This window comes from Alistipes timonensis JC136 (assembly GCF_900107675.1).
GTDB classification, from domain to species: domain Bacteria; phylum Bacteroidota; class Bacteroidia; order Bacteroidales; family Rikenellaceae; genus Alistipes; species Alistipes timonensis.
Genome location: NZ_FNRI01000001.1, coordinates 535412 through 559425, shown reverse-complemented (window position 1 = coordinate 559425; position 24014 = coordinate 535412). Strand labels below are relative to the sequence as shown.

Genomic DNA, 24014 nt, shown 5'->3' with positions numbered 1-24014 from the left:
TGCTGCTCGAAGGCGGCATGACCTACGAGTGGATATCGATACCGCCAGAGGATGCCTAATTCGTGGTTATATCTTTGAAATTCTGCCTCAGGTACTCCAATTCACTCCCGCCGGACTTCGACGCTTTGTCGAGCACCTCGGCAATCTGCCGCCGGGACGCGTAGTAGGCTTCGATACGGCCGAAATCTTCGCCCGTGGGGATAAACTCCGGGGCTACCTGCGTGTATTTCTCCAATGCGGCGACAGTGGCCAGATACGCCTCCTCGTAAGGAGTCCACTCGCCAATCAATACACGAACATTGCGCTGACGACCATTTACCATTCGAATCTTCCCATTCACCATGAGAACTCCCAATGTACTGATGCAAAACTGAGCATTCGCCCGAAGCTGCTCGTATTCCATTCGAATATCCTGCAACCGTTCCCGCAGAAACGACTTTTTGACGGGAGATACATATTCATCCGAATTGATGCGCGACAGCGTTTCGAGCGTATCGGCCACGCTCCGGAGCAGACCTTCCAAGTCCGTCCCCGCATCTGGCTTTGCCGGATTTATCCGGCCAAACCGCAAGATACCATCTCGGAAACTCAATCCGCAACCCGTCGCTCGATTATAAAGCTGAAGATTGCCTGAAGCCGAGTCGAACCAGCTATCGCCCAGACGGTCGGAGAGATAGCCCTGCAGATAGATATTTTTCAGATAGGCCGAATAGCCCTTCATGTTGAGGCCATGCGCAATCAGATTGTCTAACTGTCCGAACTGCGTGGCGATATTTTCCAAGCCAATCTCCCATGAGTCCATCCCCACTAAAAATCGCTGATAGGTGCGCGTCTCGTAGTGCGAACTCTGTCGAGCCTTATCGGTCGTATTGCCAAAAGCCACAATGCTCATCGCCGCCTGCGGACGGCAGGGATACCCCTCGCGCAGTTCATACTCCCATTCCGAGTACCGCGCCCGGTCCAGACACTTCGTCAGCCGGAAATAACAGGTCGTAAAACCCGCATAGGTGCGATTGTCGAAACTGTCGTCCGTATCTTCCGTGTTGCCTTCCGGCTCGTCCATCGCCGCGTTGAGGAACACACCCATGCAGAGATCGTTCTCGCGGAGCGTCCCGATTTCGCCCTCCTCTAATTTGACGACCAGCGACCGCTTGTCGTCGGATACTCGTTCAACGATTCCGCCGCCCGGAGCCGACCATCGGTCGCCGACAATGGTTTCGACGCGGTTGTATTGAAATTCAGGGACCTCCAGAAACTCCTCCAGCCGCAGACTGCGCATATAGGCGGTTCCCATTACGGCAAGGTCGCCCGTAACCGTGCCGCCCTTTCGGTCTAACTTCTTCTCCAACTCACCCGCAAGCCCCGTCACCTCAGCAACTGCGTGAGTATGTTGTTTGGGCGACATTACCCCTTTGATATCGGCTCCCGACACCTTCAGCGACGCCTCGGCCGCCGGAATATCGACAATAAACTCGAACTGATCGAATCTATCCAGTTGCCCCTTCGCGCTCGGCAGGTCTTTTATGCGAATTTCGTCCATCTGATTTCACTTGTCGCTGTGAAAATAGACAGCCGCAGGCGATCACAGCGGATACAATGTCTCTTTGGGGCAAAATCAGCTTTCAAAAATTCTTCATATCTTTGTTGACGACAAGATATTCAGAACGGCAATTTGCTAATACTCCGAAACATAGATTGAGATTCATTACAAAGTGATCTTTCGCATTGAGAATCATTCGATTAATGTCGAATAATTAAGCGGATATAAGAAATATTTTCTTATGTTTGCAGTGCGAATATAATAAGAAACAGCTTTTGTGATGATTCTCAAAAAAGTACATACTAACGTATGTACAGAGTCATTGGGGTTTAGCGGCCCGCGAGTGACACCTTTTTTGAGCTTCCAAAAGCAAAATATTGTGTTCGCAGCTGCGCTTTTTTTATTTTTATGCGAACGCAATATTTTATCGGCATCACGATGCTGATTGGCCATGAGCCGGCATGCGGGCAGTTCCTGCCCTGCAACAATCCAGACTCTGTCTACTCCCATCCTCCCGATTAACCATTTTTTACAAGTCATTCTATTACTGATTTTTGTGTCTTTGCCCACAGCAAGGATCGTATATGTATTACCTGTAATTAATCGAAAAAAAATGGAAAATATAAATAACACGGGACTGGAGCAGTCGGTCGAAATCGTCATGAATCCAGCGGCCGTAAGCCAGCAGACAGTAGAGTCAACTCTGTATGATACGCGGGAGGCTCAGCATATAGTTGACATCCTCCGAAGTTCGGTTTATCGCCCCGAAGCCGTCATCCTCTTTGGCTCACTTGCCGGAGGAACTCCCCACAGCGATATTGCCGCCTACGACCTGCTGATCATTACCGATGAGATTCACCTGACCGGAGAGCAGGCGGCAAGGCGGTATCTCAAACTCAAAATGCCGCCCAAGCATCGCGGGATAGGTTATATCAACCCTTATATCTACACCAAAAATTCATCGCGTCGCACACCCATTCGCCCGTTTTCCATCTTGCCAAAACGGAAGGCACGGTGCTGTACTGCCATAAACGATACCGAGTTCCGACGCAGACCTGCTGTGACTTCGGCGCGGCGCGGAACGATGCATTGTATTATTTCTTGCATATCTACGGACTGGGCAATCAACTGTTGGAAAATGCGGGAGAGGCCACCATCACCTGCGATTTCCGCAGGGCCGCCTTTCTGTGCGCACAAGCCGCCCTGCTGTATTTCAGAACGCTCTTCTTCGTATTTTACCACTTCGAAACCGACAGTGAGAATATCGAGGAGCTTTATGTCAGCCTGCGGACACTCTCGGCGGATTTGATGGTCATGTTCGACTCCGGGCAATACACGGCAATGAGCACAATTCCACGGTTGAGGAACTATCTGGATGCCGCCCGCTTTGATTACAACTTCACGGTCTCGCCGCATACCGTCACGACAGATATCGCGTATGTCGAAAAAATGAAAAAGATCATCAGTCTGGTGTGCAACCGCCGATTAATCATGTACGAGAATAAAATATCTAAATAATCTCCCCAGCATGAACCAGGCGGAACGAACCACCATAGCCGATATCCCCGAAATCAACCGGCAGGAGCTCAAGCGCATTGTCGGAATCATCCGCAGGCATGCGGAGGTTGACCTTATCATATTGTTCGGGAAATACGCCAATGGATCTATGAGGAGTGTTTTGGGCGGATACGAATTACTGCTTGTGAGCCAGCAGGAATGCTGGATCAACACCTTCAAAATCACGGAAATTCTGGACGCCGCTTTCTGCCGCCCAAATCGCAAAGAAGAAAACATATTCCTGCACTCCTGTTCTCTGTCGTCCTTAAAAAGCAACTGTTCGAAAGGCAACTGCTTTTTTATTTCAATTTGCAACGAAGGTATCCTTGTCTATGATAATAAAAAATGCCATTACCCCATAGAGCGGCAGCCGTATAATCCGGCATTGCACCAAGCGGCCTATGAGTATTTCGCTGACTTCGCCGAAGTTTTTCTGAATAGAGCCGAGTCTGCATGGAAGGACGGCCAACCCCGGATGGCCGCCTTAAATCTGTTTTACACCGCAGACATGTTGTTTAAGGCCATAGAATCTGTATTTTATGGCGATGTCATACGATGCTCGCATCTCGAATACAGCTACTTCAGAGTCCGCCATTTTTCATGGCTTTTGGCCGAGTCCTTCAATCCGGCACAGAACAACAATAGAATGTGGTATGGTCAGTTGTTGTATTATCTTCGGTATTCCCGAAATCTGCCGACCTTTAAGGTCTATGAAAAGGATTATCAGAACTGCCTTGCGAAATTGAGATCACTCCGAGATATTGTGGCCCGTGTGTGTCGGGAGTATATTAATGCTACGAGTAAAATCAGGCATTAAGCTTATCGATCTTAGCATTCACGTTGCTGAGAATCATAGACTAAAAATAGCCTTAGCTGCTTATTAGGCTGTTTTGGGGTCTGCAAGTTTGCCATCTTCATTCGACCAGTCTATATGTTTTTCAATCTTGGCGATGAACTTAACCAAATTATGACTATCTTTATTCAAAATAATGTCACCTAACTTTTTTAATATGCAACTGAAAATATTATTGTATAGCATCTTAATGATGTTGGCTATATCATGTGCCGAAGGGAAATATAAAAAAGAGCCGCTGCCTGACAGTTTTACATATTCTGTGGCTGAAGATAATAGTAATCCTGTATTAGATAAGAATCAACTGGTTATCAATATTAGTGAAAAGTTATCTGTAGAGCAGTTAGCAACATTAGCAGATGAAGTTTTTAAGAGCAAACCTCGCCAAAAGAGATTTTATATTTTTTACGAGTTACCAAACACTCCCGGCACTTGGGCAACTTCGCATTTTGATCCAGACCTCGAAATTTCAATTCTGGGATTTACACAGGAACAAGATGAGCATAATAAAGAGGATCTTGCTGATATGACCATTATAGGTCGATGGAGTACCGAGAAATTCGGCTTCACGGTGATTTATTTTAAAGATGCAAATCAAATTGAAAAAATGAAAACTATATATAGCGCTGGAGGAGAATCTATTGAAGATGTCAAATCAAGTTTGATAGATGAAGAAACCAGGATCGATTATGATAATAATCACGGTGAATATTTTATAATACAACGTGATGGAAAACTTGGTTTATATAGCGAGAACGGCAAATATGGTGAGGCTGAAATTTTGACAAAATAATATTGCCCAGCCAACACATCAATCCTAAAGTTCTCTTTTTTCAGAATATAGATCAAATCTAACCCTTGGCAGTCAACTGACCGCCGAGGGCTATTTTATTTTCGCCAAGTCAATCATAGTTATCTCTAATGGACAATGGTCTTTTTGTTATTTTTCATCCTTTTTTTATATTAAGTGAAAGTAAATTTATTATTGCTACATTTATAGAAACAATGTCGTTGATAAAACTTGAAAAAATTATGAGCAGACCTGACGTTTCTTTTTATTTAGCGCATTTTACATCTAATAAATTCCCGAAAGGATATAAAAATGATGGCAATCCAACCAATGAATATATGCGCACTCCAGCTATAAAAAGACTTGAGAATATTCTTCGAGAGAAAAAAATTATAGCTTCTGTTCTTCCTTGGTCTGGGAAAAAAGCCGTATGCTTAACAGAATGTCCTTGGACCAGTTTAGTTGAACATACTAAACAATACTCATCATATGGAATTGGATTTAACAAGAAATTTATATATTGTAGCAGGTGGAGGCCCTGCTTATTATGTCAGAGCAGATTATTTCGATCATCAACAATGGAGTGGTAATGCAATGACTTTTGTGACGCCGTTCTGGCCAAAATATGCATCTCAAAAACAAAAAGAACAAACTACATTTCCACTATGTGATTACACTCATGAGCGAGAATGGCGAATACCTCATGATTTAACATTTGACTACAATGATATCGAATTCATAGTGCTTGAAAATTACAAAGACATGGCTCAGTTCCCACAAGAATTAAAAGATGCTATTGGACGAGAAAAATTTCTTCTAATGGATAATTACACTAAAATCGAAACACTTTGGCCAGTACATAATCTATGATCTACCCACCCAGCACATCAATCTTAAAGTTCTCTTTTCCGAGAATATAGTCCAAATCCCGACCCTTGGCAGTCAGTTGACCGCCAAGGGTTATTTGTAAGTTCTGCGAACTATCGCCAGCGGGGAGAATGGCTTGCAGACGCGAGAGCGGTGCGATCACCTCCGGGTTGACGGATGAATTGGGGTTGTCGCCGACCATCGCATAGGTCGGGCCATAGGCCAGCCCGCCCTTTGCCAGCTTTGGGACGCTCTTCTCCGCATTTTTATATATAAGGGAGGTCATCACGCCAGCCGCCAGCACCATCGCCGCGCCGATGGCGATAGCGGCCCGCGGATTCCACAGCACGGACTTCAAAGCTGATTTGAACGCGATAATCATGATGCCGAATTCAATCAACTGCGTACCGATCTGCTTCAGGAAGTTTGCGAACTGCTTGAGAATGGCCTTGAGCAGTCCGTCGAATCCCAAATCTCCGGCAATCATCTGGCCCAGAGCCTCAGCCGTGGCCGCGATGCCGTCGGTCAGAAACTGATTGACCGAGTTTTGGAAACCTTCCGTCACCTGCCGGATCGTCTGCGAAACATGGTCGAGGGCCTCCGAGAACTTCCAACCTTTCGCGGTTAATGCTTCGGTATAGTCGGTCACCAATTGCTCCGTTCCCATCAGATTTTCGGACAGGAATGAGCTGGTGTTGTCGGCCCAGCCATAGATGCCATTCCGCACCGATTCGTGGATTGCCTTCATCTGTAGCTGCATCTGTGCGGCGATTGGCTTCAGATCCGGAGCTTTAATTTTCCACTCCGGGAGCTTGATCTCCATGCCAGCCGGAATAATCGAATCCAGCGGTTTGCGGTTCAGCTTTTCCGGCATGATGTTTTGCAGGTCGGTCAACTGCACCTTCAACCGTGCAATTTCGGCATTCGCGGCTGCAATATCCTCAATCGTCGCATCGGGCAGGAGTTTCTTCTTTTCGAGGGCTTCGATCTGCGTCGTGAGCTTGCCGATTAACCCGGAGGACTGTTGCTGTTGCGGCCGTCATTGACCGCATCAGTTTCTCAGTCTGCTTCCGCAGTCACGCGGTTAGCCTCCTCTTGCGCCCGCGCCTCGGCCGCCAAAGCTTCCGGCTTCTTTTGAATGGCCGCCGTGAGCAGTTCCTGCTCCTTGCGCAGCGGTTTGAGCGAAGCCTCGTCAGGTCGCTTCTGAAAGGTGAAGCCTGCGGTTATCGCATTCGGAACAACCCGCCATTTGGTGGTGCAGTCTTTTATCTGCCGCTGTTTTGCGGTGTTGGCATCAAGCTCCGCTTGCAGTTCTTCGAGTGACTTTTTCTCGGCCAGATCGTCGACCATCTTCTGCTTCTGAATTCGGGCATAGGCGAACGCCGCACCCAATGCAATGAGGGCCGCGACAACCAAACCCACAGGAGAGAGCAGAGCCGTAAGCCCCGTCGCCAACAGCGGCAGAAGCCGGATCATACCGCCCACACCTAACGTAAGCGGGCCGATGGCGGCGACTATGCCAGCCACAATGACAATCACCCGCTTCATTTCGGGCGACATCGACTGCAAAGCCGCGACAACCGTCGAGAGCGCACCCGCAACTTTCACAGCAAAGGGCATGATCGCCGCGCCGATTTGCTCCAGAAAATCGCCCCACGCATTTTTCAACTGCTGGATCGGGCCGAGGCCGACCTTTGCTGCCTGACCGCCAAACTTCTTCTCCAACTCGTCGAGGATCATCGCTTGCGCTTTGGCAATTTGCCCGGTCTCGGCCATCTTCTTGATGACCTTTTTCTGCTCCTCCGAGAAAACAATACCTGCTCTGGCCAGCGAAGAGAGCTTCGTCGCCGGGTCGCTCAAGGCTTTGCCCAACTGCATCGACGCAGACCCCAAGTCCATCTCCAGCACGGTCGCCAGATCGAGCGCGAGAGCTTGCGTGCGTTTGAAATTCTCACCCGTGATATTGGTGAAGGAAAGCAGGCGTGCCGTCGAGTCATTGAGGATCTTCTCATCGCCGAAGATCGTCTTACCTTGCAACTGCGAGGCGTAGTCGGTGAGCTGTTTGAAGTTGAGTCCAACGGCATTATTGGTCGTTTTCAATGCCTGCTGAACCTTCGCCTCGACTTTGGCCTGCACATCGGCCAGATGGAGCGACACCCCGCCCAATGCCGCAAGCGGGGCTGTCAACTTGAGCGACAGCTCCTTGCCGACAGAGGTGACCTTCTTCGACAGCCCGTCGAGGCTCTTCTCGACCTGTTGGGCTTTTTGCTGGAATTCATAGGAGTCTGCTCCGATCTTGACCAACAGATCGGCAATGCGGCGTGACATGGCGGTTAGGGTTTATGAGTTAGGTATAGATTCCATCCGGCCTGCACATCTGCAAGCACGGCCGGGATGCCGTTCTCCACACGGCTCATCGCCGCGACAACAGGGAGCATCAACTCCCCGCGCTGTGGGTTCAGCGGGGTGTCAGCCCCGATCCCCGACCATTCGCACACCCAGCGGATGTAGTTCTCGGTGTGGTTTTTGATGGGCGGGGCATAACGGACGATGATTTTGCGAATCGTCGTGTAGCCATTCCGGTAGTAAGAATCTAACAGCACGAACATGGCCCGGTAGCCCCATGCCATCGTCTGAAACTGTTTGAATGCCTTATCCCGTGACGGAACGACCTCGCCCTGATAGCGGGTTTTTGACTGTCGGATATTGCCGGGATTGCAGTTGGAGAGCCCTCTACTCATTTTTCGCCTCCTTTCTGCCCTTGTCCATTTTGGAGCGTTTGATCAACACCGGACATTGATCTGCGGGTGTCGGGCATTTGTATGCCTGCCGGATGATGGTGTGATTGCGGTCGATCTCGACATCCTTGTGTTCGATGATGATCTCTAACTTGTCGACCTTCTCTTCGAGCTTCTCGACGCGGCCGTCCAGCCGTGTGATGTGTTCCGACTGCATGCTGACGATCTTCTCTGTGTTGTCGATCTCGGCCGAGTCTGCCTCGGCCTCCTCCTTGCGCCGCTTCGAACGAAAGAACAGGAGCCTTCCGGCAAGGCCGCTGGCCAGCAGAAAATTCAGGATGATGCTGATTGTTTCCATAGGCTATGGGATGTATTTATAAATGGTATTGTCGCGCACGATATACAGGTTGCCGAGGATGAAGAACAGCCCCTGAATCGTCTGCCCAAGTCCCGCGATATTCTCCACCTTCGTAGTGGAGTTGTTATGGATATTCCACACATAGATTCCATCGTTATAGCAATGGGCGAACTCCTCATGGTGTGGTCTGCATAATCGGTACAGCGGCCTGCGCGGTGGATCAACGTGCGCTCGGTAATCGCGTCACGGCGGTAGATAAGAAACTGGTCGTCAAGATTCAGCCCGATAAAGTTGTCTGAAATGGTCACGATCCGAGAACTCGCATCAAGAGCCTGCATATAGCAAGGTTTGTGGAATCGCTTGTCATGCAGGTAAGCCATCTTCGAGGTGTTTACCACGATGGCATTCTCCGTGCGGAGCATCCGGAGAATATCTCCAGACATGATTGTCCCGCCGACACCCGATCCACGGCTGCCAGAACCTTGTGATGGATTCTCATTCTCATATTTGAATTCCGGCCGAAAGAGATAATGGGATATAATGGGTTCAGAGGCTCGTGTCGAGCGCGGCCCCATCGGATAGTAGATGCTCTCTTTCAGAACATAGAAATATCCGTCCATATAGGTCGAGAGGCCATTATTCGGTTTTTCGAGGTAGTACATTTGCTTGACAGTACCCCGGAAGTCTAACAGATAGAGCGCAGCTCCGTCGACAATCGCAAATCCATTATCAGCCGGATAGATATCAAAGGACAAGCTGTACCGATAAATCTCCCGCACACGCTTTGTTGCCGCATCGAAGGCATACACCCGGCGATCCGGTGAGAGCAGGAACAGCAGATTCTGACAGCGGACAATCGCGGCGACCGTGAACGAAAGCTCGGCCGCGACGATGCAGTCGTCGCCTTCGGACGGGTACTCCGTGCGGATCAGCCCCGGCATCTCGACCAGCTCGCTGTTGTAGGAGTCGTCCAGCGCGTTCAGCTCAATGGAGTTCACCGAGAACTCCGCATGCAGGAACTTCTCGTCCTACATGATCGAATTCATATCCACATGCTGGCCTGTGAAGATCTCGTCCGTGATCCGGCGGCTGGGAAGCTGCTTGAACCGCAGTGCCCCCTGCACGATATGACCGACCAGCGTGTCGTAATCGGTGCGGCCTTTGGTATGCCAGAGGCGTGTAGGTTTGTTCTGCCCATTCAAAAAATAGAGCGCATACAGCAGATGATCGTTCGGGATGGCCGGGATGTCGCAGATCGGGAGCTGGACACTCATGTCGACATTATTGGCCGGATTGACCAGCGACTCGTATTTCAGACCCTTGTCGTAGATGTCGTCGGCATCCATCGTCAGCGTCATCTTCCGAAAGGCACAGCCCTCATGATAACCGGACGAGCGGCCGCCGTTGCCATACGAGGTTACTTTACCTTTTAATGTCTGCCGGAACCAGAACTGCCACTTGCCGTCGCAGGGAATGCCCTGCATTTCGATCTTCTTATTCTCCTCGGAATTAACTTTGATCTCGCTTACAATCTCATGTTCTCCCTGTACCCTCCCGTATCGGCAAGACTCCATGTCGCTTTCTCGCCAACGATGCGGATGCCGTAACGTATTGTAACTATAACGGAGTTGACCGAATTCGGCCTTACTCCAACATTCCATTCACTACTGTAGGATTGAACGCTGTACTCCAGCGTCGGCGGATAGTTGCATTGCTCGACCGGAAATCCCTTTGTGCGGATCACCTCGCTCTGATAGTCGTCATTGCCGCTGAAATACAACTCGGTGGCATTGCGCAGGGAGAGGAAGGTGTGCGGATCACCCTAGGAGTCGAGATCGTAAAATTCGAAGTAGTCGATCAGATTGCTTAAGCTCTTGTTCTTGACGCCAACCTCGACTTTCCGAAGGGCGGGAACAATATCCATGACCGATTCGCCCATCACGTGCAGATCACCGTCCCACATATCCTCCACGCGCTCCCGCGCGGCAGAGGTCACGACCTGTGTTCCGGGATGGATCACCAGCCGCAGACCGCCTCCCGTGATGATTCGGCCAATAGGATATTCTGTACCGACCCGGTAAAAACTCATCGGACGCGAGGTCTGGTAGAGCGACACCGCCCGACGAATATGCAACGTTCCGTTGCTCTGGAAAATCTGCCCCGCAAACGGCCGCAGACAAAGCTCCAACACATCCTGGTAGGTCGGATTCTCATAGACGAAGTAGAGCCGTGCAAGGTCGATATAGGTCTGCCGGAGCGGGGATTGATCGTCCCGCATTCCCTCGGCATACAAGTCCATCCAATCGGCTACATCGACCTCCAACTCCAGCAGGTCTATGCAGGCCGAGAGCAATGCCCACAACGAACAATGCCCGGTGATGCCGATGCCCATCAGATCGCGTAACGGAATGCTCGACAGCAGATTGAATCCGTCGACGGCCTTGATGCTGACCTGATAGGGCGGTGCAGTGAAATTCTCGGAGTAGAGATCGGCCGTCACATACCCCCCCCCGCCAATAGAGCTGGCGGTTGCGGAAAACAGAAACCCGGAACTGCCGGGGATCAGAGGTAAAGAGCGAGAGGTAATGAAAGTTCTCGCGGCACAGAATATTGATCGTGGCCTCCGATGCCTTGACCGGGACATGGAACTCATCCCCGCGCTTCTCCCATGTAATGGTAAGCGGGTTGTTGCCATCAAACGACATCTCCTCCGCAGTACCCTCGTAGCCCCGTTCAGCGATTTCAACCCGCCAAAGGACGCTCTTGTATTTGCTGCGAAGCTCTGCTCAATATTTCAGTCCAAATACCGCCACCTGCCTTTTGCTTTGCAGTAAAGGTAGAGGTCGTTTCTGCGACAGACCGGATACTTTGTCGCAGATAGATGGTAGTTCTCAATTGCATGAATTATTCGTACAGTTCACAGCCAAATGTTACTTGCTATTTGTCGTGGGCGAACAGTCTTTTCAGTTGGCTACAATTTGTAGCCAACTGTTTTTATCTCTCTGCGGCTAAGTTAAAGTCAAGACTATTTGAATCCTATCTTCCGAGGCGTGCCGACGGCTTTCGGCAACTTGACAGACAAAGCCCCGATCGCCTCGTATATTGTTTCTATCTCCTGCCGCATATCTTCTGATAGATCATTGACTCCCTCCAGCGCGTCGGTTGTCGTCTGTTCTAATTTCAGAACACGCTCTCGAAGCAGGGCCAATTCAACCGAATCCGATGCCTTCGCAAGAATATAGTTACGCACGGCTACAAAAGCACGCATAATGTCCCGGTTGATCCGAATGGCAATCTCACTGCGCAAAACACTCGAAAGCATCGCCACGCCCATTTCTGTAAATGCAAAAGGCATATAGCGGACACCTCCCTTGTTTGAGGTCACAATTTGTGACCTCAAACTGGCTTTCAGAGAGTTATATTCTTCGGCTGTTAATTCGAACATAAAATCATCACCTTCAAATCGCTCTATATTTCGGCGGACAGACTGCTTGAGCACCTTTGTTTCCACCTGATACATTTCTGCCAGATCAAAATCCAGCATCACCCGCACGCCGCGTATCTCGTAAATCTTCTCCTGTATAATTTGCAATTCCATAGCTTTGAATTTTAGATTGTTGTCCCCACTTGATTCATCTTATTGTTGAGCTTCTGCGCCAGCATCTCCATGTCGGTGTTGATTTTCTGGTCGATGATGCGGGCATAAATCTGCGTCGTCCGAATATTGGTATGCCCCAGCATTTTGCTGACGGTTTCGATGGGCACGCCATTGGCCAACGTGACGGTCGTGGCGAAGGTATGACGGGCCATGTGCGAGGTGACGGCCTTGTCGATTCCGCAGAGCGTGGCGACCTCCTTGAGGTATTCGTTGATTTTCTGGTTCGAGGGGACGGGGAACAGCAGACCGTCTTTCGCCTGCCCCTCGTATTTACGGATCAGCATCAGCGGAACATCCAACAGCCTCACGTGCACATCCACGTGGGTTTTGATGCGCTCGGTGTCAATCCACATATTCCCGTTGGGCCAGCGGCGGAGCATGTCCGATGACAGGAGTTTCAGATCGGCATACCCGAACCCGTGTAGCAGGAGAACAGAAACAGGTCGCGTATCAGCTCCAGCCGTTTATTGCTGAACTTCTTGTCCTGAAGACGCTTCAGCTTCTCGGTCGTAAGGTAGCCACGGTCGACCTTCTCCATCCGAATCCGCACCGCGCCAGCGGGTCGCTCTGCACCCAGCCGTTCGTCACCGCCATGTGATAGATGGGCTTCAGACGCCGGATAAACTTCATCGATGTGTTGTTGGCCAGCCGCTTTGTGGTGCGGAGCCAGAGATCGAAATCTTTGGCGAACTTGGGGTTGATGTCAGACAGCGGAATATCCTGTAAACGATATCGTTCGGTGATGAATTTCGACAGACGGTTGCGGGTTGAAACGTAGCGGGTGAGTGTCTTCCGACCGTACACTTTGGCCTCTACCAGCCCCTTGTAATCTTCGATAAACCGGTCACACAGGTCGAGCAGCTTCATCGCTTTTTCGTCAAGTCCCGTGATGGCATTCTTGAGTTTTCCGGCTGTGATGGCCTCCGCGCGGCGGAGCATCTCGTCGTACCGTTGTTTGATGAGCACCCGCAGTTCGTCCAGGGCTTCGTTGACTTTCCGCTCTTCGCGCGTCATACCTGTCGTGCGGTACTCCTTCGGCAGCCAGCAGGCGGGGTCGACGTAAATGCGTGTTGCAAAGTGACTTTTCTCGCCGTTGACCGTGATTCGGGCGACCACCGGGGCCGAACCGTCGGCCTTCGCCTTGCCTTTCTGGATGACATAAATGATGTTGAACGTACTTTTTCCCATTGTTTTGCTTATTTGGTTATACAAAATTAGTTCTTGCAACTTTTTGATAAACAAATAAATAAAGACAAATGAAAGACGCGCGGAAGTCATTCGCGGACAGGTTACACTTTGCGGAGCCTGTGGTTACACTTTGGTTACGAATAAGCGGCTTTGAATGTCGCTTTTCGCCTCCCGGCGCCTGCCGGACGAAGACTTATGTGGACTTGAGGAGTGGGGTAACTGTTTGAACAACAGCCTCGATTGCGGATATACAACAAAAAACGAGGCACTTACAAAAGTGCCTCGTTTTCTCGTTTTGTGATCCCGCTGGGGCTCGAACCCAGGACCCCAACATTAAAAGTGTTGTGCTCTACCAGCTGAGCTACGGAATCTCCGTGTGCCAATAGGAATCGCTTCCGTTTTGGTGGTGCAAATGTACGGAATTATTTTTAATTTGCAACACCTGACCTGCAAAATTTGTGTAAAACCTGCTTTTTTGTTTTTCGCTTCGCCGGGTCGTGAAAAATACGGCGTTGATTTTGATTTGCCGAAATAAAAAGATATTTTTGTAGGCGTTAACGCGAAATTAACTTTAAAAATCAAATAACTCTATGTGTAAAGCGCTGATTATCGGTGCGGGAGGCGTCGGAACCGTGGTAACCCAAAAGATCGCTGCCAATCCCGTATTTACGGATGTGATGCTGGCCAGCCGCACCAAATCCAAATGCGATGCCGTGGCGGCCGCCATCGGCGGCAATCGGGTGAAGACCGCCGAGGTCGATGCCGACAACGTGCCGCAGCTCTGCGAACTCTTCCGCTCGTTCCGACCCGACATTGTGGTCAACGTCGCGCTGCCGTACCAGGACCTCACGATCATGGACGCCTGCCTCGAGTGCGGCTGCAACTACCTCGATACGGCGAATTACGAGCCCAAGGACGAGGCGCATTTCGAGTACTCGTGGCAGTGGGCCTATCAGGACCGCTTCAAAGCCGCAGGTCTCACGGCGATCCTCGGCTGCGGCTTCGACCCGGGCGTTACGGCCATCTTCACGGCCTATGCCGCCAAGCATCATTTCGACGAGATTCACTACCTCGACATTGTCGATTGCAACGCCGGCAACCACGGCATGGCTTTCGCCACGAACTTCAACCCCGAGATCAACATCCGCGAGGTGACTCAGAAAGGCCGTTACTACGAGAACGGGCAGTGGGTTGTAACCGAACCGCACGAGATTCACCGGCCGCTCAATTATCCGGGCATCGGTGAGCGCGAATCGTATGTCATCTACCACGAGGAGTTGGAATCGTTGGTGAAAAACTATCCCACGATTCGCCGGGCGCGCTTTTGGATGACCTTCGGGCAGGAGTACCTGACGCACCTGCGCGTGATCCAAAATATCGGTATGGCGCGTATCGACCCGATCATCTACAACGGCGTCGAGATCGTACCCATCCAGTTCCTCAAAGCGGTGCTTCCCGATCCCAAGTCGCTGGGCGCCAACTACCACGGACAGACCTCGATCGGCTGCCGCATCAAGGGCGTCAAGGACGGCAAGGAGCGCACGTACTATATTTATAACAACTGCGACCACGAGGAGGCGTTTCGCCAGACCGGCACGCAGGCCGTATCGTTCACGACGGGCGTCCCGGCAGCTTTGGGAGCCTCGATGTGGGCCAAGGGGCTGTGGCGCGGCGCCGGCGTGTTCAACGTCGAGGAGTTCGATCCCGATCCGTTCCTCGCCGAGCTGGGCGAGCAGGGGCTTCCGTGGCACGAGTTGTTCGATGTGAACCTGGAGGTGTAGGTTCCGATTGCTGCGAGGCGCCTGCCGCATTCTTTAAATCCCCGAATGGGATGTACTAGAGTACTCCTGTTCGGGGATTTTTATGATGTATGACCGCTGTATCGCACTGATCGAAAGTCCGGCACTGCGTCAAGCTAAGTATAAATGCGTATTTTCCCGAAAAGCAATTCCGCGCAGCATGGTTTTCAAGAGGTTTTTGCTATTTTTGCAACTGTTTTTATTAAAAACGATTCGATGATTGACTTTCTGAAAATGCCTTCGCCGTGCTACGTTCTCGACGAGGAACTGCTGGACCGGAATCTGGCGACTGTCGACCGCGTGCGCCGGGAATCGGGCGCCGAAATTATTGTGGCCCTGAAGGCATGCGCCATGTGGAGCATCTTTCCCGAACTGGCGCAGCACTCCGACGGTGCGACTGCGAGTTCCGCAGCCGAAGCGCGTCTCGTCTTCGAGGAGTTCGGAAAGCCCGCCCACACTTACGCTCCGACCTACACGGACCGCAATATCGACGAGATACTGCGTTGCAGCGATCATATCACCTTCAATTCCGTCTCCCAGTTCGAACGCTTCGGCCAGCGGGCGCTTATCAGCGGCCTTTCGTGCGGCCTGCGGATCAATCCGCAGTATTCGCCCGTCGAGACCGACCTCTACAACCCGTGCGTACCCGGCTCGCGGCTGGGCGTCACAGCCGAACAGCTGGCGGCGTTTGGAGGACTTCCGGCGGGCGTCGAGGGGCTGCATTTCCACGTTCTCTGCGAATCGCGCCCGGAACATCTGCGAAAAGCGCTGGAAGCCGTCGAGCGGCATTTCGGACATTGCCTCGATCAAATAAAGTGGCTCAATATGGGAGGCGGCCACCTGATGACCGCTTCGTGGTACGACTGCGACGAACTGATCGCCGTTCTGAAAGATTTCAAAGCCCGGCATCCGCACCTGCGGCTGATCCTCGAACCCGGCAGCGCTTTCACATGGCGCACGGGCTACCTGATATCGACCGTCGAGGATATCGTCGAGAACGGCGGGGTGCATACGGCCATGCTCGACGTGTCGTTTGCCTGCCACATGCCCGACTGCCTCGAAATGCCCTACAAACCGGCCATCGTCGGGGCGCACGATCCTGCCGATGGGGAGAAACGCTGGCGCATGGGCGGCACGAGCTGCCTTGCAGGCGATTTTTACGGCGACTGGGCTTTCGACCACGACCTGAAAGTGGGGGAGCGCATCGTCTTCGAGGACATGATCCACTACACGATGGTCAAAACCACGATGTTCAACGGCGTTCAGCATCCCGCGATCGTCATTGCGCGCCGCGACGGTCGCACGGACATCATCCGCGAGTTCGGCTACGAAGATTTCAGGAACCGCATGTCGTAAACAATACAAACACCGATAAATGAAAGATTTTACACCTACACCTTACACTTTGGAGTGCGTCGCCACGGGGCGTCAATTCGAAGATACCGGTTGGATGCTCACCGACCCGCAGTACAAGGAGCCGTCGCTCATCCGCGCCAGGTATGCCAGCAAGCAGCTCGACGTGAAACCCGCCGACTGGGGCCTTTACCGCTTTGCGGACTGGCTGCCCGTGCGGCGCATCCTCAAAGGTTCCTCGGCTCCCGTGACCTACAAGAGCAAGGGACTGGCCGAGCATCTCGGACTGAAAAACCTCTGGATCACCTTCAACGGTTACTATCCGGCTATCGGGGCCACGATGACCACCTGCTCGTTCAAGGAGACCGAGGCCTACTCGGTCTGCGGTCGTGCCGCTGCCGACGAACAGCGTGTGCTGGTCGTAGCCTCGGCAGGAAATACGGCCCGTGCTTTCGCCAAGGTCTGCTCCGACAACAATATCAAACTGCTGCTGTCGGTTCCCTTCGACAATATCGACGCGCTGTGGTTCGACGAGCCGCTGAATCCTTGCGTGAAGCTCATTTCGTGCGATAAGGGGGGCGATTATTTCGACGCCATCTACCTGAGCGACCTGGCGCTGAAAGGCCCGGGCTTCTATGCCGAAGGCGGGGCCAAGAACATCGCACGCCGCGACGGAATGGCCTGCACGGTCCTCTCGGCCGTGACGACCATCGGCCGTATTCCCGACTACTATTTCCAGGCCGTGGGCAGCGGTACGGGAGCCATTGCCGCCTGGGAGGCCAACATGCGCCTGATCGAGGACGGCCGCTTCGGCTCGAACACCATGAAGATCATGGTGTCGCAGAACGCGCCGTTCGTTCCGATGTACGACGCCTGGCGGGCCGATTCGCGCAAGATGCTGCCTTACGACGCCGACAAGGCGCGCCGCGACGCGGAGATCATCGACGCGAAGGTGCTGTCGAACCGCCGTCCGCCCTATGCCATTGCCGGCGGACTCTACGACGCGCTGAAGGCTACCGGAGGTGATTTCTTCGTGGCTACGAACGCCATGGCCCGCAAGGCCCGGAAACTCTTCCACGACCTCGAGGGCGTCGACATCTATTCGGCGGCTGGCGTCGCCACGGCATCGCTCATCAACGCCGTTGCCGCCGGGAGGATCGAAAAGGACGCCACCGTCATGCTCAACATCACGGGCGGCGGCGAGGAGCATTTTAAGGAGGGTAAGGAGCTCTGGTACCTCAAGCCGAGCCATGTCTTCCCGCTCGAACCCGATCCCGCGAACGTGGTGGAGACGGTCGAGGCGCTGTTCAACTAAGATTCGCCTGCAAAACAGGCATCTGATACCTGCGGTCTGAACCCGGGGGCTTGCAGCCGGACCCGGTTCAGACCGTTGTTTTTTATCAACTCAAATTTCAAACACATGGAAAACATCCAAGCAAAGCAGTATCCCTGCTTCAAGCGCTGGAACCGCAAGGGCTGGTCGGTCTTTGCGAGTCTCCGCCGCTACGTGACCATCGGGGTTCTCTCTGCCGGGATGTCGATCCTGCTGCTTGCGACGCAAGGTGCGTCCGCGCAGAATGCCGATACGGCCGCTGTCCTCAAAACATGGAGGATACGGGAGGTCGGCATCACGGCGAGCCAGACGGCTCCCGCGCGCAACGCCCAGTCGCACACCCCGCTTTTCGACCGGAAAGCCCAGGCCCAGGCGCCTGTCCATACGCTGGAAGCCGCCCTGCGCCTCGCACCTTCGGTCGATGTCCGCGAACGCGGAGGCAAGGGGACGCAGGCCGACATCTTCATCCGGGGAGGCTCTTTCGACCAGACCATGGTCCTTCTCAACGGCATCGATTTTACCGATGCCCGCACCGGGCACCAGTCCCACGCGCTGCCCGTCGATCTCGATTGCATCTCGTCCGTCGAACTGATCGACGGCGTGCCGGGCGTCGGCGCCTATGCCGGGGCGGTGAATATTCGCACCGCGCCCTTGCGGCCCACGTATCTGCGCTTCGAAGGCTCGGGCGGCCAGTACGGCTATGTCTGTGCCAACCTTTCGGGAGCGGTGACCTCGGGCCGTTTTTCGGTGCTCGGGGCGGCGTCCTGCCGTCGCAGCGACGGCTACCGGCACAACACCGATTTCTCCAATTACAATGCTTTCGTGCGGGTGACCTGCGACGGCGGCCGGGCCGGGTTCTTCGACCTGCAAGCCGGGTGGCAGGACCGCGATTTCGGCTCCAACGGCTTCTATGCGGCTTACAATCCCGATCAATGGGAACACACCGCGACGGCGCTGGCATCGCTGCGGTGGATCAAATCTGCGGGGCGCTTCTCGCTGGGGACTGCCGCGAGTTACCGCAAGAACTTCGACCGCTACGACTGGACGCGCGGTACGCCGATGAACCGTCATAACACCGATAATGCGGGTGCAAAGGCGTGGGCCGACTGCGACTGGGCGGCGGGTAAAACCTCGCTGGGCGCCGACTGGGCTTTCAACCACATTTACAGCACGAATCTGGGCGAAAAACTCGCAGTTCCCGAAGGGCACTACACCCACGCCAAGGCGCGCCATACGGGCAATCTCTGGCTGCGGCATGCGAAGGCGTGGCGACGTTTCGACATGGCCGCTTCGGCGGGTGTCAGCCTTACGCCCTACGGCACTTCGGCCTTGTGGAGCCTCTCGGCCGGATGGACGCCCGCCGAGGGGCTGCGTGTCGGGGCAGGAGTGTGGCAGTCGATGCGCCTGCCGACCTTCACGGACCTCTACTACACCTCGCCGGCTCAGATCAACAACCTCGATTTAGTGCCGGAACATGCTGTTACCTATCGTCTTGGAGCGGATTACTTAAAGCGTCGCTGGAATGTTTCGGCGCAGGTCTACTACCGGGCCGGACGCGACATCATCGATTGGGTGTGGCGCGAGGATATGGACGGCAAATGGCATTCGGAGCAGTCGAGCCGCCTCGATACCTATGGCGTCGAGCTTTCGGGCGGCTATGCCGCTCCGGAGGGCTTCCTGCGTCGTGCCGCGCTCTCTTACGGCTACATCACGACCGACAGGAATGCGGATATCGTGGCCAAGAGCGCCATGGATTTCATGCGCCACAAAGCGGCCTTGTCCGTCGAGGTGTGTTTCCTGCGAAGGATGTCGCTGGTGCTGACCGGTTCGGTCTACGACCGCAACGGCAGTTATACCGATTATCCCCGGCCTGGCGACTCCTCCGTCAGCGAGGTGCGCGATTACAAGCCCTATTTTCTGCTCGACGGGCGTCTGTCGTGGGAAAAAGGCATCTGCCGCCTCTATGTCGATGCCACGAATATCACCGACGCCCGTTACTGCGACATCGGCGGCCTCCGCCTGCCGGGTTTCTGGTGCACGGGCGGGGTGGTGCTGACGATCGGCAGGTGATCCCTTTCGGACCGTAGTCCCACGCGGACACGTCTCTTCCGGCTGCAACCAAGGGCCCGGTGCATCGCACCGGACCCTTTCTGTTTTTTGGTGAAACGGGTCTTTTTTGTTACAGTTTTATCGGAAAAATTCGGAATGTTTGTTACCTTTGAAGTATAAGAACTCCAAAGCAATGATTTTATGACAAATCGCATCATCGAGTGCGTCCCCAATTTCAGCGAGGGACGCGACAGGAACGTGATCGGACAGATCACCGCGGCCATCGAGGCGTCCGGGGGCGTGAAGTTGCTGGACGTGGACCCCGGCGAAGCGACCAACCGCACGGTCGTCACTTTCGTCGGCGACCCTGAAGCGGTCGTGGAGGCCGCTTTCGCAGGGGTGAAGCGTGCCGCCGAACTGATCGACATGCGCCGACACAAGGGCGCGCATCCCCGTATGGGAGCCACCGACGTATTGCCGCTGATCCCGATTGCCGGCGTTACGCTCGAGGAGTGCGCCGCGCTGGCCCGTGGGTTGGCCGAACGAATCGTCGCCGAGCTGCGCATTCCGACCTACTGTTACGAGGCCGCCGCCTTTACCCCCGAACGGAAAAATCTCGCCGTCTGCCGTGCCGGAGAGTACGAGGCCCTGCCCGAGAAGCTGGCACACAGGGAGTCCGCACCCGATTTCGGGGCCCGGCCTTTTGACGAGAGTGTCGCCCGTACAGGCGCCACGGCCGTCGGGGCCCGCGATTTCCTGATCGCCGTGAATTTCAACCTGAACACTACCTCCACGCGCCGCGCCAACGCCATCGCCTTCGATGTGCGCGAGAAGGGGCGTCCCGTCCGCGAGGGCGGCTCTCCCGTGGGCAAGGTGGTGAAGGACGCCGCCGGAAATCCCCTGATGCAGCCCGGCACGCTGAAGGCCACGAAAGCTATCGGCTGGTTTATCGAGGAGTACGGCATTGCGCAGGTTTCGATGAATATTACCGACATCGCCGTAACGCCCCTGCATGTGGCTTTCGACGAGGTGTGCCGCAAGGCCGACGCCCGTGGTGTGCGTGTCACGGGCACCGAGATCGTGGGGCTGGTCCCGAAGCGGGCGCTGATCGAGGCCGGCAAATACTTTTTGAGGAAGCAGCGGCGTTCTACGGGTATTTCGGAGGAGGAGATCGTCCGTATCGCCGTGAAGTCGATGGGGCTCGACGATCTGAAACCCTTCGATCCCGCCGAAAAAGTCATCGAATACCTGCTTAAAGCGGAAGTTCAGGAAAAACGCCTTATCGATATGACCTGTAAAGCGTTCGCCGGGGAGACGGCGAGCGAATCGCCCGCTCCGGGCGGCGGCTCGATCGCGGCCTACATGGGTGCGCTGGGTGCGGCCCTCGGAACGATGGTCGCCAACCTTTCGTCGCACAAGGCGGGGTGGGACGACCGCTGGGAGGAGTTTTCCGACTGGGCCGAGCAGGGGCAGTCGGTGCTGAGCGAACTTCTGCACCTCGTGGACGAGGACACCGCGGCGTTCAACCGCATCATGGCGGTCTTCGCGATGCCCAAGTCCACCGATGAGGAGAAAGCCGCCCGCAGCGCGGCTTTGCAGGAGGCGACGCTCTATGCCACGGAGGTTCCCCTGCGGACGATGAAGGCCGCGTCGCGGGTTTTCCCGATCGTGCGCGCCATGGCTTCGGAGGGCAATCCCAATTCGGTTTCCGACGCAGGTGTGGGGGCTTTGGCGGCCCGCAGCGCCGTGCTGGGAGCCTGTCTCAATGTGAAGATTAACGCCGCGGGGCTGAAGGACCGGGTGAAAGCCGATGCGCTTGTCGCCGAAGCGAATGCGCTGGCCGCCGAGGCCGAACGCCTCGAAGCGGAGGTTTTGAAAATTGTCGAACAGAAAATAGGATGATATGACACGCGAAGAATTCCAGAACGACATCCGTGCAGGTATTCCCGACCGGCTTCCCGCTGCGAAACCTTACGACAAACAGGTCAATCATGCCCCCAGGCGCAAGGAGATACTCACGGAGGAGGAGAGGGCGCTGGCCCTGAAAAATGCCCTGCGCTACTTCCCCGCCAAACACCACGCCGCGTTGGCGAAAGAGTTTGCCGAGGAACTGCGCCGCTACGGGCGTATCTATATGTACCGCCTGCGTCCCGATTACGAGATGCATGCGCGGCCGATTGACGAATATCCCGCCCGGTGCCGGCAGGCTGCGGCCATCATGCTGATGATCCAGAATAACCTCGACCCGCGGGTGGCCCAGCATCCCCACGAACTGATTACCTACGGAGGCAACGGTGCGGTGTTCCAGAACTGGGCGCAGTACCGGCTGGCGATGCAGTATTTGTCGGAAATGACCGACCGTCAGACGTTGGTGATGTACTCGGGACACCCGCTGGGGTTGTTTCCGTCGAGCCCCGATGCTCCGCGTGTGGTGGTGACGAACGGCATGGTGATTCCCAACTACTCGTCGCCTGACGACTGGGAGCGGATGAATGCCCTCGGGGTGTCGCAGTACGGACAGATGACCGCCGGGTCGTATATGTATATCGGTCCGCAGGGTATCGTCCACGGTACGACGATCACGGTGATGAACGCCGCGCGCAAGCGTTTCACGGCGGGGCGCACCGATACCCGCGGGATGCTGTTCGTCACGTCGGGTCTCGGCGGCATGTCGGGCGCCCAGCCCAAGGCGGGCAACATTTCGGGCGTAGTGTCGGTCGTTGCCGAAATCAACCCCAAAGCGGCGCGGAAGCGCTACGAGCAGGGGTGGGTCGACGAACTGCATGAAGCGCTGGATGAGCTGATACCTCGTATTCGTCAGGCTGTCAAAGCGAAAGAGGTCGTGTCGCTGGCCTATGTGGGCAATGTCGTGGACCTCTGGGAGCGGCTGGCCGCCGAAGAGATTCCGGTCGATCTGGGTTCGGACCAAACTTCGCTGCACAACCCCTGGGCGGGCGGTTACTATCCCGTAGGGCTGAGCTACGAGGCGTCGAACAAGATGATGGCCGAAGAGCCCGGGCGTTTCCGCGAATGTGTGCAGGAGTCGCTGCGGCGGCAGGTGGATGCCATCAACAAACTGACTGACCGGGGGATGTATTTCTTCGACTACGGCAATGCCTTCCTGCTGGAAGCCTCGCGGGCCGGGGCGGCGGTGACGGGCGAGGGCGGACGCTTCCGCTATCCCTCCTATGTGCAGGATATCATGGGGCCGATGTTTTTCGACTATGGGTTCGGGCCTTTCCGCTGGGTCTGCACCTCGGGGCGCACCGAGGACCTCGAAACGACCGACCGGCTGGCCGCCGAAGTGCTGGAGGAGATCCGGAAGACGGCACCCGACGATATCCGGGGCCAGTTGGACGACAACATCCATTGGATTCGTGAGGCCGGGCGCAACAAGCTCGTCGTGGGTTCGCAGGCCCGCATTCTCTATGCCGACTGCGAGGGCCGCACGAAGATCGCGCAGGCGTTCAACCGGGCCATCGCCGACGGGCGCATCACGGCTCCCGTGGTGCTGGGACGCGACCATCACGACGTTTCGGGCACCGATTCGCCGTACCGTGAGACTTCGAACATCTATGACGGTTCGAACCTCACGGCGGACATGGCCGTGCAGAACGTCATCGGCGATGCTTTCCGCGGCGCCACGTGGGTCTCGATCCACAACGGCGGCGGTGTAGGCTGGGGCGAGGTTATCAACGGCGGTTTCGGGATGGTGATTGACGGTTCGGATGAGTCCGACCGCCATATCCGCGAAATGCTGCTGTGGGATGTCAACAACGGCATTGCCCGCCGCAGCTGGGCCCGCAACGAGGGGGCCGTCGAGGCCATTCGCCGCGAGATGGAGCGCACGCCGGGACTGCGTGTGACGCTGCCCAGCTTCGCTGACGATGAAGTCATTCGCAATGCATTGAATGATAATGATTAAAAAACG

Annotated in this window: 23 protein-coding genes and 1 tRNA gene; 10 read left to right on the top strand and 14 right to left on the bottom strand. The window is 54.5% G+C overall.

Annotated features, from left to right (window positions below):
* Positions 1–55 precede the first annotated feature (55 nt).
* Both BLU78_RS02245 and BLU78_RS13920 read right to left on the bottom strand, forming a co-directional pair.
* Complete coding sequence (locus BLU78_RS02245; protein ID WP_010259916.1) at positions 56–1540, bottom strand: hypothetical protein; 1485 nt, start codon at positions 1538–1540, stop codon at positions 56–58.
* Between the two features lie 192 nt (positions 1541–1732).
* Positions 1733–2050 carry a hypothetical protein gene (locus tag BLU78_RS13920; RefSeq protein ID WP_143029333.1) on the bottom strand — a complete coding sequence of 106 codons (318 nt, stop codon included), beginning with the start codon at positions 2048–2050 and terminating at the stop codon, positions 1733–1735.
* 504 nt (positions 2051–2554) lie between these two features.
* Here BLU78_RS13920 and BLU78_RS02240 point away from each other — a divergent pair.
* The 4 genes from BLU78_RS02240 (at position 2555) to BLU78_RS14185 (ending at position 5610) form a co-directional block, all read left to right on the top strand.
* Entirely contained in the window at positions 2555–3058 is a 504-nt protein-coding gene (locus tag BLU78_RS02240) for a hypothetical protein (protein ID WP_010259912.1), read from the top strand.
* A gap of 10 nt (positions 3059–3068) precedes the next feature.
* The gene (locus BLU78_RS02235; protein ID WP_010259910.1) at positions 3069–3914 is read left to right on the top strand and encodes a hypothetical protein; all 846 of its coding nucleotides are present in this window, start codon (positions 3069–3071) and stop codon (positions 3912–3914) included.
* Between the two features lie 193 nt (positions 3915–4107).
* Positions 4108–4743: a hypothetical protein gene (locus BLU78_RS02230; protein ID WP_010259905.1), complete on the top strand. Its 636-nt coding sequence runs from the start codon at positions 4108–4110 to the stop codon at positions 4741–4743.
* A gap of 486 nt (positions 4744–5229) precedes the next feature.
* The gene (locus BLU78_RS14185) at positions 5230–5610 is read left to right on the top strand and encodes a hypothetical protein (RefSeq protein ID WP_231290729.1); all 381 of its coding nucleotides are present in this window, start codon (positions 5230–5232) and stop codon (positions 5608–5610) included.
* 1 nt (position 5611) lies between these two features.
* Here the strand turns inward: BLU78_RS14185 and BLU78_RS02225 are convergent, their stop codons facing one another.
* The 12 genes from BLU78_RS02225 to BLU78_RS02165 form a co-directional block, all read right to left on the bottom strand.
* Entirely contained in the window at positions 5612–6514 is a 903-nt protein-coding gene (locus BLU78_RS02225) for a hypothetical protein (RefSeq protein WP_010259902.1), read from the bottom strand.
* Positions 6515–6666: 152 nt separating this feature from the next.
* Positions 6667–7935, bottom strand: a complete 1269-nt coding sequence (locus BLU78_RS02220) for a phage tail tape measure protein (protein ID WP_010259900.1) — start codon at positions 7933–7935, stop codon at positions 6667–6669.
* A gap of 5 nt (positions 7936–7940) precedes the next feature.
* A complete protein-coding gene (locus BLU78_RS02215) occupies positions 7941–8348 on the bottom strand; it encodes a hypothetical protein (protein ID WP_010259897.1) in 408 nt (135 codons plus the stop codon).
* Positions 8341–8703 carry a hypothetical protein gene (locus BLU78_RS02210; RefSeq protein WP_010259894.1) on the bottom strand — a complete coding sequence of 121 codons (363 nt, stop codon included), beginning with the start codon at positions 8701–8703 and terminating at the stop codon, positions 8341–8343. The genes BLU78_RS02215 and BLU78_RS02210 overlap by 8 nt, the downstream gene beginning before the upstream one ends.
* A complete protein-coding gene (locus BLU78_RS02205) occupies positions 8679–9701 on the bottom strand; it encodes a hypothetical protein (protein WP_020692419.1) in 1023 nt (340 codons plus the stop codon). Before BLU78_RS02205 ends, BLU78_RS02210 begins: the two co-directional genes overlap by 25 nt.
* A 30-nt stretch (positions 9702–9731) precedes the next feature.
* Positions 9732–10277 (bottom strand): hypothetical protein, encoded by a 546-nt coding sequence (locus BLU78_RS02200; protein WP_231290728.1) that lies wholly within the window; start codon positions 10275–10277, stop codon positions 9732–9734.
* Between the two features lie 248 nt (positions 10278–10525).
* On the bottom strand, positions 10526–11065 hold the full coding sequence (locus tag BLU78_RS02195) for a hypothetical protein (RefSeq protein WP_244886492.1): 540 nt from the start codon (positions 11063–11065) through the stop codon (positions 10526–10528).
* A gap of 663 nt (positions 11066–11728) precedes the next feature.
* Positions 11729–12301, bottom strand: coding sequence for an ORF6N domain-containing protein (locus BLU78_RS02185; RefSeq protein ID WP_010259884.1), 573 nt, complete (start codon positions 12299–12301; stop codon positions 11729–11731).
* A gap of 11 nt (positions 12302–12312) precedes the next feature.
* The gene (locus tag BLU78_RS02180; RefSeq protein WP_010259881.1) at positions 12313–12741 is read right to left on the bottom strand and encodes a site-specific integrase; all 429 of its coding nucleotides are present in this window, start codon (positions 12739–12741) and stop codon (positions 12313–12315) included.
* Positions 12742–12758: 17 nt separating this feature from the next.
* Positions 12759–12899, bottom strand: coding sequence for an integrase (locus BLU78_RS02175; RefSeq protein ID WP_010259879.1), 141 nt, complete (start codon positions 12897–12899; stop codon positions 12759–12761).
* A complete protein-coding gene (locus BLU78_RS02170) occupies positions 12857–13549 on the bottom strand; it encodes a phage integrase SAM-like domain and Arm DNA-binding domain-containing protein (RefSeq protein WP_010259877.1) in 693 nt (230 codons plus the stop codon). Before BLU78_RS02170 ends, BLU78_RS02175 begins: the two co-directional genes overlap by 43 nt.
* A 298-nt stretch (positions 13550–13847) precedes the next feature.
* A tRNA-Lys gene (locus tag BLU78_RS02165) sits at positions 13848–13920 on the bottom strand.
* Between the two features lie 219 nt (positions 13921–14139).
* On the opposite strand from BLU78_RS02165, the gene BLU78_RS02160 reads away from it, so the two are divergent.
* From BLU78_RS02160 to BLU78_RS02135, 6 genes are all read left to right on the top strand, one after another.
* A complete protein-coding gene (locus tag BLU78_RS02160; protein ID WP_010259875.1) occupies positions 14140–15330 on the top strand; it encodes a saccharopine dehydrogenase family protein in 1191 nt (396 codons plus the stop codon).
* Between the two features lie 234 nt (positions 15331–15564).
* Positions 15565–16704 (top strand): carboxynorspermidine decarboxylase, encoded by a 1140-nt coding sequence (gene nspC / locus BLU78_RS02155; protein ID WP_010259874.1) that lies wholly within the window; start codon positions 15565–15567, stop codon positions 16702–16704.
* Between the two features lie 19 nt (positions 16705–16723).
* Positions 16724–18016: a cysteate synthase gene (locus BLU78_RS02150; protein ID WP_026020608.1), complete on the top strand. Its 1293-nt coding sequence runs from the start codon at positions 16724–16726 to the stop codon at positions 18014–18016.
* 105 nt (positions 18017–18121) lie between these two features.
* Positions 18122–20104: a TonB-dependent receptor gene (locus BLU78_RS02145; protein WP_010259871.1), complete on the top strand. Its 1983-nt coding sequence runs from the start codon at positions 18122–18124 to the stop codon at positions 20102–20104.
* Between the two features lie 180 nt (positions 20105–20284).
* Complete coding sequence (ftcD, locus tag BLU78_RS02140; RefSeq protein ID WP_010259870.1) at positions 20285–21985, top strand: glutamate formimidoyltransferase; 1701 nt, start codon at positions 20285–20287, stop codon at positions 21983–21985.
* Position 21986: 1 nt separating this feature from the next.
* Positions 21987–24008 (top strand): urocanate hydratase, encoded by a 2022-nt coding sequence (locus BLU78_RS02135; protein WP_010259869.1) that lies wholly within the window; start codon positions 21987–21989, stop codon positions 24006–24008.
* Positions 24009–24014: the final 6 nt, after the last annotated feature.

Bases quoted from the DNA above. Each gene is read 5' to 3' on its own strand.
- ftcD (WP_010259870.1), top strand. From the start codon at position 20,285: ATGACAAATCGCATCATCGAGTGCGTCCCCAATTTCAGCGAGGGACGC.
- BLU78_RS02180 (WP_010259881.1), bottom strand. From the start codon at position 12,741: ATGCTCCGCCGCTGGCCCAACGGGAATATGTGGATTGACACCGAGCGC.
- BLU78_RS02200 (WP_231290728.1), bottom strand. From the start codon at position 10,277: ATGGAGTCTTGCCGATACGGGAGGGTACAGGGAGAACATGAGATTGTA.
- BLU78_RS02220 (WP_010259900.1), bottom strand. From the start codon at position 7,935: ATGTCACGCCGCATTGCCGATCTGTTGGTCAAGATCGGAGCAGACTCC.
- BLU78_RS02175 (WP_010259879.1), bottom strand. From the start codon at position 12,899: ATGGAGAAGGTCGACCGTGGCTACCTTACGACCGAGAAGCTGAAGCGT.
- BLU78_RS02230 (WP_010259905.1), top strand. From the start codon at position 4,108: ATGCAACTGAAAATATTATTGTATAGCATCTTAATGATGTTGGCTATA.
- BLU78_RS02245 (WP_010259916.1), bottom strand. From the start codon at position 1,540: ATGGACGAAATTCGCATAAAAGACCTGCCGAGCGCGAAGGGGCAACTG.
- BLU78_RS02210 (WP_010259894.1), bottom strand. From the start codon at position 8,703: ATGGAAACAATCAGCATCATCCTGAATTTTCTGCTGGCCAGCGGCCTT.
- BLU78_RS02185 (WP_010259884.1), bottom strand. From the start codon at position 12,301: ATGGAATTGCAAATTATACAGGAGAAGATTTACGAGATACGCGGCGTG.
- BLU78_RS02145 (WP_010259871.1), top strand. From the start codon at position 18,122: ATGGAAAACATCCAAGCAAAGCAGTATCCCTGCTTCAAGCGCTGGAAC.
- BLU78_RS02170 (WP_010259877.1), bottom strand. From the start codon at position 13,549: ATGGGAAAAAGTACGTTCAACATCATTTATGTCATCCAGAAAGGCAAG.
- BLU78_RS02235 (WP_010259910.1), top strand. From the start codon at position 3,069: ATGAACCAGGCGGAACGAACCACCATAGCCGATATCCCCGAAATCAAC.
- BLU78_RS02150 (WP_026020608.1), top strand. From the start codon at position 16,724: ATGAAAGATTTTACACCTACACCTTACACTTTGGAGTGCGTCGCCACG.
- BLU78_RS02135 (WP_010259869.1), top strand. From the start codon at position 21,987: ATGACACGCGAAGAATTCCAGAACGACATCCGTGCAGGTATTCCCGAC.
- BLU78_RS14185 (WP_231290729.1), top strand. From the start codon at position 5,230: ATGGAATTGGATTTAACAAGAAATTTATATATTGTAGCAGGTGGAGGC.
- BLU78_RS13920 (WP_143029333.1), bottom strand. From the start codon at position 2,050: ATGGGAGTAGACAGAGTCTGGATTGTTGCAGGGCAGGAACTGCCCGCA.
- nspC (WP_010259874.1), top strand. From the start codon at position 15,565: ATGATTGACTTTCTGAAAATGCCTTCGCCGTGCTACGTTCTCGACGAG.
- BLU78_RS02215 (WP_010259897.1), bottom strand. From the start codon at position 8,348: ATGAGTAGAGGGCTCTCCAACTGCAATCCCGGCAATATCCGACAGTCA.
- BLU78_RS02160 (WP_010259875.1), top strand. From the start codon at position 14,140: ATGTGTAAAGCGCTGATTATCGGTGCGGGAGGCGTCGGAACCGTGGTA.